The sequence below is a fragment of the Paraglaciecola psychrophila 170 genome (genome assembly GCF_000347635.1).
In the GTDB taxonomy this organism is placed as follows: domain Bacteria; phylum Pseudomonadota; class Gammaproteobacteria; order Enterobacterales; family Alteromonadaceae; genus Paraglaciecola; species Paraglaciecola psychrophila.
In genome coordinates, this window is sequence record NC_020514.1 from 868,431 (window position 1) to 887,225 (window position 18,795).

The 18,795-nt window shown below is 41.0% G+C and carries 17 protein-coding genes, 1 other RNA gene and 1 pseudogene; 7 read left to right on the top strand and 12 right to left on the bottom strand.

Features of this window, described 5'->3' with window-relative positions:
• Positions 1 to 120 precede the first annotated feature (120 nt).
• From C427_RS03830 to ssrS, 8 genes are all read right to left on the bottom strand, one after another.
• Complete coding sequence (locus C427_RS03830; RefSeq protein WP_007640806.1) at positions 121 to 1,008, bottom strand: SDR family NAD(P)-dependent oxidoreductase; 888 nt, start codon at positions 1,006 to 1,008, stop codon at positions 121 to 123.
• Between the two features lie 294 nt (positions 1,009 to 1,302).
• Positions 1,303 to 1,959 carry a ribose-5-phosphate isomerase RpiA gene (gene rpiA / locus C427_RS03835; protein WP_007640808.1) on the bottom strand — a complete coding sequence of 219 codons (657 nt, stop codon included), beginning with the start codon at positions 1,957 to 1,959 and terminating at the stop codon, positions 1,303 to 1,305.
• Positions 1,960 to 2,021: 62 nt separating this feature from the next.
• Positions 2,022 to 2,630, bottom strand: coding sequence for a 5-formyltetrahydrofolate cyclo-ligase (locus C427_RS03840; protein ID WP_007640810.1), 609 nt, complete (start codon positions 2,628 to 2,630; stop codon positions 2,022 to 2,024).
• Entirely contained in the window at positions 2,623 to 4,275 is a 1,653-nt protein-coding gene (locus tag C427_RS03845) for a GAF domain-containing hybrid sensor histidine kinase/response regulator (protein WP_007640812.1), read from the bottom strand. The genes C427_RS03840 and C427_RS03845 overlap by 8 nt, the downstream gene beginning before the upstream one ends.
• A gap of 43 nt (positions 4,276 to 4,318) precedes the next feature.
• Complete coding sequence (locus C427_RS03850; RefSeq protein WP_007640814.1) at positions 4,319 to 5,260, bottom strand: nucleoside hydrolase; 942 nt, start codon at positions 5,258 to 5,260, stop codon at positions 4,319 to 4,321.
• Between the two features lie 18 nt (positions 5,261 to 5,278).
• Positions 5,279 to 6,169 (bottom strand): ribokinase, encoded by an 891-nt coding sequence (locus C427_RS03855; RefSeq protein ID WP_007640816.1) that lies wholly within the window; start codon positions 6,167 to 6,169, stop codon positions 5,279 to 5,281.
• A gap of 144 nt (positions 6,170 to 6,313) precedes the next feature.
• Positions 6,314 to 6,724, bottom strand: a complete 411-nt coding sequence (locus C427_RS03860; protein WP_007640817.1) for a hypothetical protein — start codon at positions 6,722 to 6,724, stop codon at positions 6,314 to 6,316.
• 35 nt (positions 6,725 to 6,759) lie between these two features.
• Positions 6,760 to 6,941: non-coding RNA, 6S RNA (gene ssrS / locus C427_RS24505), on the bottom strand.
• Positions 6,942 to 7,104: 163 nt separating this feature from the next.
• Between ssrS and C427_RS03865 the strand changes: the two genes are divergently transcribed.
• The 7 genes and pseudogenes from C427_RS03865 (at position 7,105) to C427_RS03895 (ending at position 12,395) form a co-directional block, all read left to right on the top strand.
• The gene (locus C427_RS03865; protein WP_007640819.1) at positions 7,105 to 7,674 is read left to right on the top strand and encodes a UPF0149 family protein; all 570 of its coding nucleotides are present in this window, start codon (positions 7,105 to 7,107) and stop codon (positions 7,672 to 7,674) included.
• Positions 7,675 to 7,770: 96 nt separating this feature from the next.
• Positions 7,771 to 9,089: pseudogene (pepP, locus tag C427_RS03870) on the top strand (Xaa-Pro aminopeptidase).
• Between the two features lie 4 nt (positions 9,090 to 9,093).
• Positions 9,094 to 10,308: an FAD-dependent 2-octaprenylphenol hydroxylase gene (locus tag C427_RS03875; protein ID WP_007640823.1), complete on the top strand. Its 1,215-nt coding sequence runs from the start codon at positions 9,094 to 9,096 to the stop codon at positions 10,306 to 10,308.
• A 54-nt stretch (positions 10,309 to 10,362) separates the two neighbouring features.
• Complete coding sequence (locus C427_RS03880) at positions 10,363 to 10,656, top strand: hypothetical protein (RefSeq protein ID WP_007640825.1); 294 nt, start codon at positions 10,363 to 10,365, stop codon at positions 10,654 to 10,656.
• 15 nt (positions 10,657 to 10,671) lie between these two features.
• Positions 10,672 to 11,139, top strand: coding sequence for a Cys-tRNA(Pro) deacylase (gene ybaK / locus C427_RS03885; protein WP_007640826.1), 468 nt, complete (start codon positions 10,672 to 10,674; stop codon positions 11,137 to 11,139).
• Positions 11,140 to 11,157: 18 nt separating this feature from the next.
• Complete coding sequence (locus C427_RS03890; protein WP_007640841.1) at positions 11,158 to 11,640, top strand: GNAT family N-acetyltransferase; 483 nt, start codon at positions 11,158 to 11,160, stop codon at positions 11,638 to 11,640.
• Positions 11,641 to 11,642: 2 nt separating this feature from the next.
• A complete protein-coding gene (locus C427_RS03895; protein WP_007640844.1) occupies positions 11,643 to 12,395 on the top strand; it encodes a sulfite exporter TauE/SafE family protein in 753 nt (250 codons plus the stop codon).
• Positions 12,396 to 12,462: 67 nt separating this feature from the next.
• Here C427_RS03895 and C427_RS03900 read toward each other — a convergent pair whose 3' ends face one another.
• Genes C427_RS03900 through C427_RS03915 form a run of 4 tightly spaced genes read right to left on the bottom strand, consistent with a single transcriptional unit; the run spans position 12,463 to position 18,776 of the window.
• Entirely contained in the window at positions 12,463 to 14,352 is a 1,890-nt protein-coding gene (locus C427_RS03900; protein ID WP_015430436.1) for a hypothetical protein, read from the bottom strand.
• Positions 14,349 to 16,661 carry a DUF4175 domain-containing protein gene (locus C427_RS03905; protein WP_226991223.1) on the bottom strand — a complete coding sequence of 771 codons (2,313 nt, stop codon included), beginning with the start codon at positions 16,659 to 16,661 and terminating at the stop codon, positions 14,349 to 14,351. Before C427_RS03905 ends, C427_RS03900 begins: the two co-directional genes overlap by 4 nt.
• Positions 16,662 to 17,837, bottom strand: coding sequence for a BatA domain-containing protein (locus tag C427_RS03910; protein ID WP_007640852.1), 1,176 nt, complete (start codon positions 17,835 to 17,837; stop codon positions 16,662 to 16,664). It lies immediately after the preceding gene.
• A 30-nt stretch (positions 17,838 to 17,867) separates the two neighbouring features.
• Positions 17,868 to 18,776: a DUF58 domain-containing protein gene (locus C427_RS03915; protein ID WP_007640854.1), complete on the bottom strand. Its 909-nt coding sequence runs from the start codon at positions 18,774 to 18,776 to the stop codon at positions 17,868 to 17,870.
• Positions 18,777 to 18,795: the final 19 nt, after the last annotated feature.

The window sequence follows — 18,795 nt, forward strand, 5'->3', positions numbered from 1 at the left end:
GTGAGCTCAGAAAAAAAAGCAAAAACTTTTCACCACAGAGGAAATAATAATCGATATTGTTTTTCCACTGTGGTGGATAATGTTTTTTAGTTTGAAGCTCGAAGACGGGTATTCTTTGTTTTAAAGCATCACTATTTCGTCATCTTTTAGATGTCTTACGATAGGGCTGTTTTCAGCATCGGCAAACGCGGCATCTAAAAGTGATGATCTGTAAGCAACAGTTGAGCGGAAGTTGGGATGAGTGAATATATAAGTCTGTCCCGACTGTAAAGCTTCTACCACACGTTTGGCTAACACTGATGTGGGAATACCCGATTCAACTAATGCTTTAGCCTTGTTAACAGCGCTTCCTGATTTTGCTAATGTGGCGGCTTGATCCTTGACACCTTTGTATTCTGGTTGAAGATTACGTAATGACTCATGGATGCGAGTTTGAACGAAAGCAGGACACAGCGCCGACACCGCAATATTGTGCTTTTTCAATTCAACAGCCCAACTTTCTGACATGGAAACCACCGCTGCTTTAGATGCTGCATAAGCGCCAGAAAAGGGAACCCCATTCATGCCAGCCATTGAAGCCACGTTGATGATCCAGCCGCCTTGGCCATGGCGTTTCATCGAAGGGGCAGTGGCCTGTGTGCCATTCACCACTCCCATTACATTAACGTCCAATACCCACTTCCAAGTTTCAATTTTAGTCTTGTCTACTGAGCCGGGAATACCACCTACACCAGCGTTATTCACTAACATATGGATATTACCAAATTTAGCTTCGGCGGCAGCAACAGTGTCTTCCCACTGTTGATAGTTTGTGACATCTAGCGGGCAGGATAATACCTGAATATTAGCATCCCGTAATTTCTGTTCGGCTATTGCCAGCTCTTTCTGGTCAATATCAGCAATTACAATTTGCATACCTAACTGACCAAATTCCTCCGCTAATGCTAAGCCTATGCCTCCAGCGCCACCAGATATGATGGCTGTTTTACCTGCAAATTCGTTCGACATGATGATATCCTTCGATAATATTTTTGTTGATCTTCTATGTATGAATGAATATTAGGTGCTGGTTTGCTGCAAAAGTACTTTATTTCGCGAATTGGTAAGGCTTCATAGGATGAATGTAAGATGCCTACTAGAAAAAATATTGAACCACAGAGAACACAAAGCTTCGGGCGCCGAGCGTTTCGTTACATAGAGGAAAAGTGCATTTAAATACTTAATACAAGGTGATTTTTTTGCTTTCTCTGTGACCTCTTTTTCCTCTGTGGTAAATAGCTCCTTTTGTTTGCTTATTGTGTACTAGTTGATTGTATCAACACCATCGCTTGTTCCAACTAACACCACATCAGCGCCACGTTTAGCGAATAAACCATTAGTGACAACACCGACTATGGCATTGAGCTGTCTTTCAAGTTCTACGGGGTTGAGGATTGTTAGATTATGTACATCTAAGATCACATTGCCGTTGTCAGTAATTACACCTTGACGGTAGGCAGGGTCGCCACCAAGTTTGACTATTTCTCTGGCCACATAAGAGCGGGCCATGGGGATCACTTCAACGGGTAATGGAAACTTCCCTAACGTGGGTACTTGTTTTGTGTCGTCAATAATACAAATGAATTTTTCGCCTACAGCGGCAACAATTTTCTCTCTGGTGAGGGCGGCTCCACCGCCTTTTATCATATGTTTATGTTTGGTGATTTCATCGGCGCCATCTACATATATATCAAACTTGTCTACCGAATTAAGATCAAATACTTCAATGCCCAAAGCTTCTAAACGTTTCGTTGAGGCATCTGAGCTTGATACCGCGCCTTGAATTTTATCTTTTACATCGGCTAATGCATCAATAAAATAATTAACAGTCGAACCTGTGCCAACACCGACAATAGCGCCATCTTCTATATATTTTAAGGCTGCTTGGGCAGCGGCTTTCTTTTTATCATCTTGAGTCATTTGTTTATAGTCCCTAATATATTAAACATTTGCATGCTTAATAGTGTAACCCAAGCTGTAGTTTAGTCGACACTAAAAAACTGATCTGGGGTAGCAATAGCATGTAACGGAATATCCCAGCTATCAGTAAGTAACATATGTGTTTGCTGGCAGTTATGTGCTAATCCAATGAGTTGAGTTTGCAGTGAGTCACGACGAATAGGGGCTAAGGTACGATCATAAAACCCACCACCCATTCCTAATCTATTACCTACTGCATCGAAAGCAACCAGCGGTGTTAGTATCAGTTCAATATTTGCTAAGACGCACAGATTTATAGTGCTGACTATTGGCTCTTTGATACCGTAAACGTTTGTCCGAGTAGTCGAGTTGCGATGATAGTTAACAAACAGCAAATGCCCTTTACTAAAAGGGTGTAATACAGGTAATAACACAGTTTTACCTTGTTGCCAGCAGTAGTCAATAATTGCTACTGGGTCAATCTCACCATCATTTGCAATGTAACAGGCAATAGTTTTTGACTGAGCAAGTGTGGTTGATGTAAGACAGGTTCTTAATAGGTTATGTGCTGCAGTAGATTGTTCTTTAGAAGACAATGCCTGACGTTTTTTACGGTAATCAGTTCGTATTACCTGCCTTTGCGTTGTTTTTAAGCCAAGTAATTTATGCACTTGGCAAAACTGGAATAAAGCGGTTAAGAGTTTGCACCAGCTTTTCTTTTTCTATGGGTTTACACAAATACTCATCCCAAATTTTGTTATTTTCTGCAACATTGTGTTGATTAAATGTATCGGCTGATAAAGCCACGATGGGAATATTAGGATGAGTATGTTTAATTTGTACAGAGGCCTGACGGCCATCAATACCGGGTAAATGAATGTCCATGAAAATCAGGTCAAAATGTCTATTTTTGGCAATCTCAATAGCTTTTTCTCCTGTTTCTGCAATAATAATTGAGATATCTAATGATTCAAATATTGCTAACATAACCGCTTGATTTATCTCATTATCCTCTACTAGTAGTATCTTGCTATTATGATTAAAACTTGCTTTTTCGGGCGTGGGATTAAGATCTTCGTGTAAAATTTCGGTGTCATCTTGCAGGGGTAATTGGACCTTAAAAATACTACCTGAGCCTAAGTCACTCAGAACATTTATTGTGCCGCCTAAAATTTCAACTAAGCCTTGTGTAATCGACAAACCTAAACCACTGCCTTCGGAACTTTTAGTTTGTCCGACTTGCTGGAACTTATTGAACAGTTTTGTTTGATCTATGAATGAGATGCCTTCGCCTTGATCGGTTACGGTGATCACAAATTGTTCATTATTAAGTGAAAGCTCAACTTTGACCCACTTACCGCTATTCGTAAATTTAATTGCATTATGGGCTAAATTGGTAATAATTTGACTGATTTTGGCTTGATCAATAGTTAAAAGCCTTGGCAAGTTATCATTGACATCTACAGAGAACTCTACGTCTTTTTCTTTAGCCATAATGGCTAACATTCCTTCTAAATCTTTAATAAACGTTCTTAGACAAATAGATTCGAACTCGACTTGCATCATTCCAGCTTCAATTTTATTTAAATCTATAACCGAGTTCACCACGCTCAGCAGTCGCCGACCTGAATAGTCGATATGGCCTATGTATTCAGAAAACTTTACAGGTAATGTGTGATAAATAACGTTATCTAACATCAAACGACTAAAGCCGATAATAGCATTGAGTGGCGTACGCAACTCATGACTCATGTTAGATAAAAATTCAGTTTTATGTTGGTTGGCTCGCTCAAGCTCTTTTATTTTTTTTCGCAATTCCATTTGTGAAATGACACACCGACCTAATACTTCAAGCGCCTGACGTTGGTCTGGGGTTAATTTATTCGGTTTATCATCAATTACACATAATGTGCCAATGGCATGTCCGTCTGGACTTACCAAAGGTGTGCCTGCATAAAATCGAATATTAGGTCCAGAGGTAACCAAAGGATTATCAAAGAAACGTTTATCTTTAAGCGTATCTTCTACCTCAAAAATTTCTTCATGATGAATAGCATGAGAGCAAAAAGCGATATCTCTAGAGGTCTCTTCTGCATCTAACCCCACTTTAGATTTGAACCACTGTCTGTCTGAATCAATCAAACTTATTAAGGTAATTGGGGTATTGCAAATTTGAGCGGCAAGTTGGGTTAAATCGTCAAATATTTTCTCTGCTTCAGTGTCTAAGACATCATAGTCGTAGAGTGCTTTTAAACGCATGACTTCGTCTATTGATGGGGAAGCAATTTTCATATTTATATTTAATTGGTCTCGCAATAACAAGACCTTAACATATTTAATTAATGCTACCTAAGCCGAATTATCGATTGTAGGTATCCAAATACAACTGAGTTAAACGAGCGTTATCTACTTTGGTAGCGACGTTGATTGACTGAGCATTTAGCCAATCAGGACTGGTCGTGGTGTTAGGCAGGGCTACTGAAGTTTGGCCGATGTTTAAAGGGTCAGTAGACACTCTCGCGTGTCCGGTTTGCAATGCAAACAAACCTGGGTCCACCAAATGTGCAAGAGGCATAGCATCATGGAAAAAACACACATCTTGGTCTCTATTCTGTGAGTAAAATTTCACGTAAAATTGTGCGGCATCATGAACAAAACCACCTAATTTAGGGTTGTTTTGTTTAAGCTGAGTTAAAAAGTCAGGAGTAAATGGGCAAGAGTTAGTGACATCCAAGCCAAACATGTTTAGCTTCCATGATGCCCCAAACACAATTTCAGCCGCGAATGCATCATTCCAAATGTTTGCTTCTGCTACAGGAGTGACGTTACCCGGAACGAACGCTGCTCCACCCATAATCGACACAGCTTTAAGCAGCTTAGGTAGCTCAGGTTCAAGACGCAGGGCTAAGGCTAAGTTGCCTAACGGACCTATCGCAACCACTGTTATCTCGCCGGGGTATTCACGTGCCATATCAACGATAAACTGCGCCGAACTGCGAGGATCAAGTTCACCCTCCGCTTCAGGGAAATTGATATTACCAAAGCCATCATCGCCGTGCACAAAATGTGCATAGCCTGACTCTTTTCCGACCCAAGGCATACCCACGCCCTTACACACAGGAATATCTTTGTTAGCTAAAGCACACAAAGTAATCGCATTTTTGGCTGCCATATCAACAGGCACATTTCCAAATACAGTTGTTAGCCCCAGTACGTCAATTTCAGGGTGTTGAAAGGCAAAGAAAATTGCCATTGCATCATCAATACCTGGATCAGTATCTAGTATAATTTTGTGGCTCATTTACGGACTCCCTGAAGGTTATTGCTTGGCAAGAAAACGATTTACGTCTTCTTTGTTAGGTATGGATTGTGCCGCGCCGATTTTCATAACGGCTAATGCTGAAGCAGCGCAGGCACGAATTAATGCTGTTTTTGAATCGGTATGCGCACTGTAAGCAGATAAAAAGTAGCCAATAAATGTATCGCCTGCTGCTGTTGTATCTACCGCGTCTACTTCAAAAGCGGGCACATCGATGGTTTTATCTTTTTTAAGCATTCGCACCCCAGCTTTTCCTAAAGTAATCAATACTTCAGTATTTGGCCAGTCTTGACGAAAGTAGGCTTCTATTTTGTCTAAATCTTTGCGCCCGGAGATTTCTTCCGCTTCGATTTCGTTGACAATTAATAAATCAATACACTCAAGTGGAAGATGTTTGACAGATTCTGTCATTGGCGCAGGGTTAAAGGCAACGCGTAAACCTTTTTCTTTGGCTTGAATCAGTACTTGGTCGATACTACTGGTCTCATTTTGAGTCAATACCCAATCAGCAGGTTTAACCGTATCTAATGCAAACATAATGTCTTTTGGGGTCATCTCATGATTGGCACCACCAAACAACACTATGGCATTTTCAGCTGACGGGGTGACTTGAATAATTGCATGTCCAGAGGCAGTCTCAGTGCATGTTACATGTTTACAATCAATACCATCACGGATCATAGTTTGTTTGAAAGCTACGTCAGCTTCGTTAATTTTACCTACATGCCTTACTTCAGAACCCGCTCTAGCTAATGCTATGGACTGATTAGCTCCCTTGCCACCGAGTAAACACTGGTAATGACGGGATGCAATGGTTTCACCGGGCTGAACGAAGTGATCTACCTGATAGACATGGTCTATGTTGATTGAACCAAAATTGATAACGGCCATAATGCGCTGCTGTGCCTCTTGTTTTAAAGTTCTGATTTGAAATTTATTCTAGCCGAATAAATACAAATAATAACCTTTAATTGAAAAGTTGACCATTTGGTCTGGACGCAATTATATTGATTTTCGCTATGACAGCAAATTTATCTAAGCAAAAATGCGGGTTAACTTGTGCATAAACCCAGTTTTGGCGATATAGGGGCAGGTATTGGTTAAAAATAATCTTACAGATACCGTGGCCCCATGCCCCCATGGCCACCAAGCAGCCATCACTTTTGGGTGATGTTCAATATTGGTACTGAAAAGTTTTTGTTGTTTAACTAGTTTTGAAAATGCACCCGCGTAATGTTTGACTTCTTCTGGGGCTTTTTTAATAGTCTTAACGTCCCAGTTCACAGGCAAAATCTGTTGTAGGGTAAATAAAACTTGATCCTGCTTATCTACTGAGAACTCAGCAAGCATAACGTTATTAAAATCATCGTATTTCCAATTTACTATGGAAGATAAAGCCTTTATCACATCTTTTCCGTAAGTCTGTATTAGTTCTTCTTGATTCATATCACTAATTTTCTCAATCCGTTGTTGAAAGTTTGGTGCCTCCCAAAATGCCGCTGTCTAGTATAAGCCCGTGAACCGAAAGTTCAGGGCGGAAGTATCATCGCTACCTTAGGCGTCTTGATACGAGCCAAGCTTGCACAATAGTAGTGGAGTCAACTTCCTAGGTAAAAAGCATCGGCCAGGGACATAACTGAACTGGCAAACATCCCAGGAGACATAAAAACTGCTTGTTATATGACCTACAATTAATGAGGAATACTTCAAACACGTGCATTATAATCAGTTAGCAGTCAGATTTACTAGCCCTATCGTATCAGCGAACATGTATTTGCCCTCATGAGAGTGCTAGAATTGCTCTGTCCAACGATTGAGAGAGCACCTTGAATACATCAACCAACCTTTTTGATACTTTAACTCCGTTACTCGAACGTAATAATATCTTAACTACAGCCGCTGAAGTGCAGGGCATGTTTTGTGGCATGTTAGGCGGTGGTATGCCATTAGAATGTCAAGATTGGCTAGAGCCACTTGCTGACTTTATTCATCAAAGCGAGATGTTTTCTAAAGAAGTAGATGAAGCGTTCAAAAGTCTTTTCGATAGTACATGCCAGCAATTAGTTGAAAATGATTTCGCACTTGTGTTGTGTTTACCAGATGATTCAGCACCGATTAATGAACGTGGCCAAGCTTTATTGAATTGGGTACATGGTTTTATGCTTGGTTTTGGTTTACATCAAGATGATTTAACGGGGTGTTCTGCCGATGTTAAAGAAGCCCTTGAAGACTTTGCAGAAATTGCGCGTATGGATGATGAAATGAGTGAAAACGAAGAGTCAGAGCAGGCTTTGTTTGAAGTGATGGAATATGTGCGCGTCACCGCTATGTTATGTTTCAATGAGTTAGGTAAATCACCGGAACAACAACAAAGTGAACCTAAAACGGTTCACTAGACGTTTAATAAAATTCTATATTAATTTATTGACATACAGACAGACAGTTTAGCGCCTTATCTATTGTAAACAGTAAAGTGAGTCATATTATTGCCCATGCATAACACCGAATTTTTAATTCGCCAAAAGCGTCTATTAGAAAAAATGCAGCCTAACAGTATTTGTTTGGTGCAGGCGTCAAACTTAGTCACGCGTAGTCGAGATACCGAGTACCCCTTTCGACAAGATAGTTATTTTCAATATTTGTGTGCTTTCCCAGAGCCAGAGGCTTGGTTGGTACTGTCTAATCACCAAGATTATTCAAAGGAACTGTGTGTTTTATTCTGCTTAGATAAAGACCCCGCTATGGAAATTTGGCACGGGCGTAGATTTGGTCCCAAACAGGCTAAACAACAATATCCTGTCGATAGGGCCTATGCTTTAGATGAGTTAGACGAACAATTGCTAGATTTGATTGATGGCCATCAACATGTGTATTTTGCTCAAGGACACGATCATGATGCTGATGACCTTGTTTTTCGTTATTGCAAGCATTACGTGATGCCCCAAAACAAAGTAAGCATGCACCTTCTAGTCTAATTGATGTTCGAATCATCTTGGATGAAATGCGACTAATTAAGTCTGCTCGCGAAATAGACCTGATGCGTAAAGCGGCTGCAGTAGCAACTCAAGCACATATTCGAGCTATGCAATTTGTTGAAGCAGGTAAAAATGAATATCACCTTGAGGCAGAAATTCACCATGAATTTGCTATGCAAGGTGCTAAATATCCTGCCTATAGCACGATAGTGGGGGCTGGCGATAATGCTTGTATTTTGCATTACACCGAAAATAATCAAGGTTTAAAGTCTGGGGATCTGGTCTTAATAGATGCAGGATGTGAATGGCAGGGTTATGCATCAGATATTACTCGTACATTCCCCGTTTCTGGGGCGTTTTCAAACGAACAAAAGCAACTCTATGAACTGGTTTTAAATGCGCAATTAGCTGCCTTTAATGTCATCAAGCCTGATAATACTATCAAGCAGGCCAGCGATGTTGTCATTGCTGTGATCACCCAAGGTTTGATTGATTTGGGTATATTAAAAGGGAAATTAACGGACAATATTGAACGCCAAACGTATCGACAATTCTATATGCATGGACTCAGTCATTGGTTGGGCCTAGATGTACACGATGTGGGTAATTACAAAATTGACGGCCAAGATCGCCCCCTAAAAACCGGAATGGTACTTACCGTTGAGCCTGGTATTTATATCGCACCTGATGCAGATGTTGATAGTAAATGGTGCGGCATAGGCATTCGTATTGAAGATAATTTATTGATAACCCAAAGTGGTCACGAAAATCTGACTTTAGCTGCACCTAAAACCATCAGCGACATTGAAGCACTGATGTCCAAAAAGAGCGGCTAATAATATGCATGCATTTGACATTGTTATAGTGGGCGGAGGCACAGTGGGCTTGACTCAAGCCATTGCTTTAAAAAATAGTGGGCTTTCGGTTGCCGTTGTTGAAAGCCATGTCAGCGAATCTATGCCAAGTGGCGCACCCCAGTTGCGTGTAAGTGCGCTAACCCTAGCTTCAGAGAATGTTTTACAAAACTTAGGCGCATGGCAGCATTTAGATCCTAACAGGCTATGCAGTTATGTGGATATGCAGGTTTGGGATCAAGATAGTTTTGGCAAGATCAATTTTTCTGCTGACCAAGTTCAAAAAAAGCAACTAGGGCACATTATTGAAAATCAAGCGATTAGGCATAGTTTATGGACGCAAGCCCAAAATTGTAGCCATATTGAGTTACTTGCCCCTAAAAAAATTGATCAGTTGGCTTTTGGTCAACAAGAATGTTTTATTACCTTAGATGACAAGAGCCAGTTAACTGCTCGATTAGTCATAGGCGCTGATGGCGCTAATTCGATAGTCAAAAAACAAGCAAACTTAGCGCAAACATTTTGGGATTATGATCAACATGCGATAGTCGCCACGGTTAAAACTGCTTTGCCCCACAACCACACCGCTAGGCAGATATTCACTCCCACCGGACCTTTAGCTTTTTTGCCTTTATGGGATGCACATCATTGTTCGATTGTTTGGTCACAAGATGAACCTATAGCAACAGAACTGCTTAAATTATCTGATAGCGATTTTAACAACGCTCTGACTGTGGCATTTGATTGCACTTTAGGCATCTGTGAACTGGTGAGTGACAGGCAAAGTTATCCTCTGAAAATGCGTTACACACGTCAATGGGTAGCCAACAGAGTGGCTATTATTGGCGATGCCGCGCATACGATACACCCATTAGCTGGCCAGGGAGCCAATTTAGGTATATTGGATGCCGCTGCTTTGGCTGAACAAATTACTAAGTTGGTCGAGCAAGACAAGGATTTTGGTTTAGCTAAAAATTTACGACCTTTTGAGCGCTGGCGCAAAACAGAAGCAGTTAAAATGGTGGCTGCTATGGAGGGTTTCAAACGTTTATTTGCTGGAGATCAATCCGTTAAAAAATTAATCAGAGATGCTGGCTTAAGTTTGGCTAATCACTCATCATTTACCAAACAAAAAATCATTCAACATGCCATGGGTCTTGAAGGTGAATTACCTGAACTAGCTAAAGTGCGTGTAGATTAATTTTGTTAATTTAAAGTTTCAACAGCCGTGATTTATATTTAAAAGGAGCATTCAGTGAATAAAATCTTTATTGTTAGCGCATTAACCTTAACACTTGTTGCTTGTGGTTCTTATCAAGCTCCGCCTTACGAAAAAGAAAAACGCCCAGAAGACAGAGGCGAATACTCGGGTGTTGAAGGCTCGATTCAAAAGCAAAAAGATCAAGCTTACATGGCTAATCAAGCCAACAAGTTGAGGTGCCAAGATTCGCGATTGGACTTGGTTGATGCTGAGGCAGAAGGAGATATCAACACGATACGCCAAGTTAAAGCCAGAGTTCAAAAAAATTGTGTGGTCGAAAAAAATTAGCCTGGAGCCTGTGTTATGACCCCCGCGATTAACAGTGCTAAAAAGGCAAAGATCGAATATTTCCTTCATCAGTACGAACATGATTCTGGGAATTCTTCATACGGACTAGAAGCTGCCGAAAAGCTGGCAGTGGCGCCCGAGCGAGTATTTAAAACGCTAGTGGTTAAACTGGATACTGCGGAGTTGGTGATTGCGATACTGCCCGTTAATTCTATGTTGAGTATGAAGAATGTTGCTAAAGCCTGTGGGGGCAGAAAGGCCGAAATGGCTGATAAAGCACAAGTACAGCGCAGCACTGGTTATGTTTTAGGCGGTGTTAGTCCTCTTGGACAGAAAAAGTCTTTGAAGACCGTCATCGAACGATCTGCCCAGCAGTATGCAACAATCTATGTGAGTGGGGGTCGAAGAGGCCTAGAAATTGAGTTAAACGCGTTAGACTTGCAAACTCTTACCCAGGCTTCTTTTGCGTCTATATCGCAGTAACTTTTCTTATAGGTTTTAATGAAAATTGATGCGTTAACTCTGAATTATCAGGATCCCCAACATGCCAAAGATATGCTCTTTCTACTCGATAATTATGCGTTAGACCCTATGGGGGGCGCCATTGCCTTGAGTCAAACGGTAAAGGATAACCTCGCATCCGAGTTAGCAAAATTACCTCATGCATTTAGTGTTATTTGCTACGTAGATAAAATACCGGCTGGTTTGGTTAATTGTTTTGAGGCTTTTTCAACGTTTAAGTGCAAACCATTGATTAATATTCATGATGTGGTGGTGGCTGAAGAATACAGAGGGTTAGGTCTGAGCCAAAAAATGTTGCAGCATGTTGAAAACATTGCGATTCATAAAGGATGCTGCAAAGTCACTTTGGAAGTGTTAGAAGGTAACCACATTGCGAAAAATTCCTACATTAAATTTGGTTTTTCCGGTTATGAACTAGACCCAAAAACGGGTAAAGCACAGTTTTGGGAAAAAGCCCTGTAATTATGCTTGAGCTATTTGGTTATTCCCTTAGTTATTTTAGTGTGGCACTACTATTCTTAGTGGCATTTTTTATTGGGATGGCAAAAACTGGTGTGCATAACATATCGATGTTTGCGGTGCCTTTATTAGCCATTATGTTCGGCGGTAAAAGTTCATCAGGTCTGATGTTACCAATGTTGATTATGGCTGACCTGTTTGCAGTGAAGTATTATCATAGAGATGCCAATTGGGGATACTTGTTGAAACTATTTCCTTCTGCAGCGGTTGGCGTACTAGTGGGTACGTGGCTTGGCAATGCAGTTGATGACCAAGTATTTAGAAGTGCTATGAGTGTTATTATTTTTGCTAGTTTGGTGATTATGTTGTGGATAGAAAAAGGCGACAAAGCAGCCATTCCTGATTACATATGGTTTGCTTTATTGATGGGATTGTTGGGTGGGATCACGACTATGATTGGCAACCTAGCAGGCTCGGTTATGGCAGTGTATTTACTCAGTATGCGTTTACCAAAAAATGAGTATATCGGTACAGCAGCATGGTTTTTTCTGGCCATCAATCTGTTCAAAGTTCCTTTTCATGTCTTCAGTTGGCAGAGTATTGATGTGAACTCTTTTTTACTTAACCTCATATGTTTACCTTTTATTGCCTTAGGTGCTTGGTGTGGTATTTGGCTAGTTAAACGTATTCGAGAAAAACACTATCGCTGGATGGTGATTGGTATGACAGGCGTAGCGTCAATTTTAATGTTGTTTTAAGTTTATTTACGCCTGTTATCGTTTTTTAACTTTTGCTAAAACAGCTTTCGCTCCAGCCATAAGATACTCATAGATAACACCAAAAAGCCCCCCAAAGCCAGATTTTATCAAGGAATTTTACTGACGTTTTCTCAAATCGTTGGGTATTTTGTTGTTGTGCTATCTTCTGGCTGACGAGTCGATTTTGTACTTGTCTCCATTCTTGCCAATCTTGTTTCGCATGGGCATAAAACCATGTTTCTATTGAGGTGTTTTGCTTATGTGGTGTAGCGGATAATGCTGAATTTTTTGACCAAGCAAGTTCATGCCATCCTGCATTGGTTGGCCATATTGTGAGACAACGTTGCTCGACTTGTAATATGTCCTGGGTCAATATTAAAGATAGCGGTTGTTGGTCATATGTGGCCAAACCTGAAGCTGTAGCGCCAAGTACACATTTTTGCAGATGCTGATTGACCCAAGCTAGTGTGTCAGACGCGGCGTTTAACCAATAAGGTGTTTGCTTGGGTCTGGCTAATCCAAATATAACACTTTGCCAATAGTGGCTGTATTGTTCGGTCAATCCCGATGTCTGCCAGCCATAAGTGCCATTTATCAGCGATACCGCTACGTGTCCTAAACCAACTTTGCTGTGAGATACCAATATTTTGGCGTCGTTACTTTGCACCAGAAATGAATTGTTAGCGGAAGTTATAATAGCCTTTGCTAACGGCATGACACCTTCAATCATGCTATGAGGCCATTTGGGGATCGCTGAGAAACTTGCCACATCTAAAGGTTGTATTTTGATATCCGAAAGCCAATCAAGTAACGGCACTGGCCAAGCGTTGATGAGTGCGTTATCGGCAATGATATACACGCCTAAACCATTTTTAATGGCTGTTTTCAAAGCTGTCATCTGCTGTGCGGTTAATGTCAGTAATGCGCGACCATCTATTAACAGCCAATCAAAGTTAATTAATGCTTGCTCAGTAAAAGGTGAGGTAATTTGTGTTAATTCTGCAGCACTTAAATTGATATTTTGTCGGATATCTTTAGTTTGACTAATTTGTGTTAAAACGCTTATTTGACTGCCTAATTGCGCAGCCCAATTTTTTAATTGTCGGGTTTCAAAAGAGGCAGCGGATTGCTTTATTAGTATTCTGACAGGTGTAGGCTTAGTAACTGAAAACGCGAGAGGTTCATCTAGTAGAGGCTGCATATCGCCAGACTTGCTGAGCTGCAGTCGATATACCCATTGCCCCATGCTTTTTGCTGGAAAGCTAAGGCTAAAACTTTCTGTAGTTTTGAGCCTTATGGTGTCGACGCGTTGCCCAACAGGGTCGAGTAAATTCAATTCATAAATGTCATCTACTGCAAGCGCATCAATGCCTTGCAGTTGCCCTTTTACTTCAATAAATTGGCCTACGGCTAACTCTCTCGGCCAAGACATGTTGACCAGTCCGAGACGAGGTGTAGATGCAGAAAACCTGACTGAAATATTGTTGAAAGCTTCACCCATCAATAGTCGCATATCTTGCCACTGCGATAAACTTAGTCCATCCCCTACAACATGTAGATTCTCGAATCTTGGTTGGTAGGATAACAATTGCGATGGGATCTCAATCAGAGTTGCGGTATCCAGTATATTCTTGTTATTTATCGATATAACCGCTTCTCGTAAAACAAAGACAGCTTGTTGTGAGTCTATTTGCTCTAACTGCTCAGTGGTTGCACCGTGAGTAACGAGATAAGTGACTGACGCTTGGTTATTGGTTAGCTGTATATCAAAAGCTAAACCAAGAACCGTAAGAGCAGCCACTGTGTTAGTCAATAATATTGCCGCTAACCTTGTTTTGTTTTGTTTTAACCGTTGGCTAGCAAAGTAACCAGCGACAGCTAAGCCAATAACTAACAACACAACCAAGACGCTTGCAGCGATTGTATAATGAGAGAATAACCCGAGTGAGAAAGTCACGGTTGCGACTCCTTTTTATACGTTTTTTCATGCTGTTGTAAAAATGCCTGGTACTTTTGTAGCACAGTGTTCTGAGGAGAATAGGACGTTTGTCTCGTTGACGGAGCTGCGATAGGCGAGGGCAGTGTTTGCCACAATTTTTCTGTCAATAGATTGATACAATCTTGACAATTTTCTAGAGTAAAAGAGTCAGCTTGTTGTATTTTTTCCAATGTAGCGATAAAAGTAATGTCTTTGGGGTTTGCCGTTAGTTGTGCAGAAAAATAGGCTTTAACATGCTCAAGTGTGTTTTTCTGCTCGCCTGTAAGGGGGAGTCCGTTAAGTTGTTTTGAGTGGTTGGTTAGCATATTGGCCAAAATAGCCATGGCCTTTGTAGGGCCGTTGTCAGCTGATGTTTTTTCATCGCGCTGGTAACTGATGATATCTGATAAATCACCCTGATAACGGCGTTTTTCGGATACTGGAGGCGGTTCAAAGCCTAAGCGTTTAACGTAAATGCGATCGGCCTGTTTAGCTCGATTAAGAAAAGCCAAGGCTTGTGTCTCGAAGGGCAGTGCAAGTTCTGGTTCGGATAGCTGTAGATGTAATTCAGCTTGCCACATATTGGCAATGGCCCGCTTCATCAGTAATTTAGGGCTTGGGATACCTTTTTTTATGAAATTACCATCATCTGCTTCACCATGGGCGTGACCAAATTGCTCAATAATTTGACTATAGCCAGACTTGTCAGCGCCTTCTGGTGCTTGCTCTGCGTTATCATGCTCGTGTGCTGATGCTTGTTGTGTTTGAGATGCTTCATTAGCATGTTCATCATGATCATCGTGTTCAATCTCGGGGCCAGCTTCCATCGAGTGGAGTGTGCCACTATCAAACTCATCACCTAAGAATTGCCCATACTTTTGTTTAAGAAAGCTTTGTGCGGCACCTAAATCACGGGATGTACGGTCAAACTGGGCAACTGAGAGGGTGTTTTTATCGGCAATCAACTCTTTGGTTTCTATAATAATTTGCCTTTGGCTTTTAAAATACTCAGGCATAAAATCCATTAATACGCCGTCGGACAATACCCCTTGTTGTTCATCTTCAAGCCAGCGAATTATCTTACTGGCTGAGCGACTTTGTTGGGCGGTCGGCTGGCGGTTATCCCATGCTTTAATACTGAAATATAGTTCGTCCCCAGGTTGCATACCCAATTCAACTAAGTCCCAGCTTTTAAAGAAATGAGCTTTGTCCTCAATCATCGACTCGGAGTCAAATAGAAACGTTTGATCACGAAACTTGACTGCTTCTCCAGAGCCACTGGAAATAGATGCCAGTATTTCGACTCTCCCTATACCATAGTCATCTTCGACTGATATTGTCGCTTGCACTTTAGGAATGGCATTTTTAGCTAATTTGGTAATAGTTTCAGTGGGCGCGATAAAGCGAATGGTTGGCTTAGTGTCTGCGGTAACAGCAAGGGTGTGGATGTCCCCTAGCATTATATTATTAACAGCAATATAGTAAACACCTGATTGATTTAACGTTGCACGGGCTTGGTAGTGGTTAGCAGTTTTTTCAATAAGCGAGATACTTTGTTTGTCTGGAAGCATAATAGACACATCGTTTTGCTGATTGACGTTATCGATGCCAATCAGTTGAAGTTGCCAAGTGACTATTGAGCCAGCAATCAATTCTAAATTTAAGTCTGTTGTTTGCCATGCAGCTAAACCTGTGTAGCTGGGTGGTGTGACCGTCATGCTTTTGGTCTCAAGTCTAATGAGTTTAGACTGTTTAGGTGCTTTATTAATCAATGGAGTATTGGCTGTTTCAACTTTACGCAAAAGGTCTAAAGGCAACACTTCAATCAATGTGAATATTAAAACTGCCAGAGCACTTAGTAGCAAAGCGGACTTGCATGAATACCTTGGTAAGTGTGAACCAAGATCAGTTGACAATAACGTATCTAATTGTGGCTGAATTCGTGTTTTTTGCAGCTGCTGTAGAGTTGTAAGGGAGCGACTAGGCAGCAATATCAGCTCTGCACTTTCTTCACACTCGCTGAATTTTCGATTCAGATGTAGCAGTACCTTATTTGCGGTAATGTCTAGATATTGGCTGCTTCGAGAAAAAACCAACGCGGCAAAGCCTATCATCAATGTCACTGCTGCTAATGGCCAAACAACCCATTCAGTCATCCAATAAGCGGCTAGGCCTAAATAAACGCCAATCAAAAGTGTATAAGCGAGTTTTTGCAATAACCATCTTCGCCTAAGACGCGTGACAATTTTATCCAGTTTTTTGTTTGGTGTGTTTATCTGACTAGACAATTATTGGTCCAGCCCAGATTTTAGTCGATGGTTAGGCCACTCGCTAAGCAATCTCTCTAGAATAAATAGTGCGACTAATATTAAAACCAACCAGATATGTAACGATGTCGAGTGAGTGGTTTTGTCGAGTAACTCTTTGTCAGATGTCAGTGTCTTTGGAGCATTACTCATTAATGGGGATTGATTAATCTGTTCTGTGGTTAATCGAGTATTCTCTAACCACCAAACTTGGCTTTGTGATGAATACAATAACCGCGCTAGGGTTAATACAAAGTCTGCCTGTTTAATATTGGTAAGCGCTTGTTGAGTGATATATGTGAGTTGCCATTGTTCATCAAAATGAGAGTGCTGCGGAGTAAGGTTATGTTGGCTAAGGTCAATTATTTTATCATATTCTAGTAAGTGCTTACTGTCTTCTAATGTTCCGTTTTTAAGGGTGTATGTGGCTCTTATGTTTAAATGTTCATGAGTGTTAATGGCCTCAAGAGCTGCACGTATATACACCAATAGTGGTTCACTTGAAGCATCATAAATCACTTTTATGTTTGCTGAATATTGCTGAGTTACATTCGCTACAGGTATTGTTTTTACGTACCATTTAACCCGTTCAGGGAGCACTATTTTCGCTCCTATAAACTGTTTTAGGCGGTTTGTTGTATACACAGTTACCATCTCATTGGCTGATAGCTGTGTTATGTAATTTGCCACTTTACTCCATATATTTAGGACAGGCGTTTGTTGTGTATTAGTCGACCATTGGGCTAATTCTGTTGTATTGATGTTGCGGTTTTTTATGCCAAGTAGTACTAAATTTGCGTCATGAGCTTGGTCCATTAATATTTGTTTTTCAGCGTCTGTGGAATGGTTTAGCCAGTCTTCAGTTAGCAAAACGTGTGACTGTTGTTTGGCACTGTTCGATTCATGCTGCCAATACAATTGAGCCAGTATCAGGGTTGCGATTAACAATATACACATTCGCAGTCCCAGCAATATTAACTGGGTCAATCTGAGCTGACGTAACACGGGCGAGGTTTTTACTTGGATAAATGCAATATGCGCAAACGCGATAACACGTGGTTGGGCTTTGCTTAATAAATGAATACCCAGTGGGATCAGCAAGCTCAATAAACCCAATACAGCTAAAGGTGACTGTAATATAAAAGGCATATCAAACATGACTATTGCTAGCCCACAGATAACATCTGTTCATCGCAATTTTTGCCTTGCTGCTAAAAACCGGTGTAATGTTGAGTCTAATGGCTGGTCAATGTTGGCGATACAGTGCTGAACGTTGAGCTGGTTAAAAGTCTTTATCAGCGCTTTTTGCCATGTTTGCCTTGCTAGCAGGTAGTCAGCTTTTACATCGTCTGCAGACACTAAAATTTGCTGCTTACTTTCTCTGTCCTCGAAGCGAATTTGCCCTTTATAGGGGAAATTGAGTTCATCATCACTTTCTAATTGTACTGCAATGACCTCGGTTCGTTTGCTAACTACACTTTGCATAAAGTCGCTAATTTCATGGCCTTTTTGATAAAAGTCACTGAGTACGAAAATAAGACTATTAGATTGCATGCGGCTTAAATGACGTTGTAAAATCTGCGGCGAAGGGAAAACTGAACCGGTAGACATCTGACTGAGTTGCAGCAGCAATTTTTGCCAGTGTTGTTTACCGGTTAAAGCGGGCAAAAAGTGCAGGCTCTCACTCGACAGACCCAATAAACCGACAGCATCACTCTGTTTGTGTGCGATGTAAGCGATAGTAGCTAACAGGTGTTTAGCATAATCAAACTTATGCCAGCCTTTATTAGATTTAGAGTCAGTGTCAGACGATCGTTGCAACATAGATGCACTGGCATCTAACACTAGCCAAATATTGATATTGCTTTCACGCTCAGCTTCTCGCACAAAATATCGGTCTGAACGAGCAAATAACTTCCAATCAATATTGCCAAGAGCATCGCCAGGTTCATAGGCGCGATACTGGCTGAACTCTAGGCCTGTACCGCGCTGCACACTGTCATGTAATCCGTGCAATAAGCCTTCGGCAACCGTCTTTGCTACCAAAGGCATATCTTTGATACTGGCGAGTACAAGTGGGTCAATAAGTGGTTGCATGCTATACGCTTTTTAACAT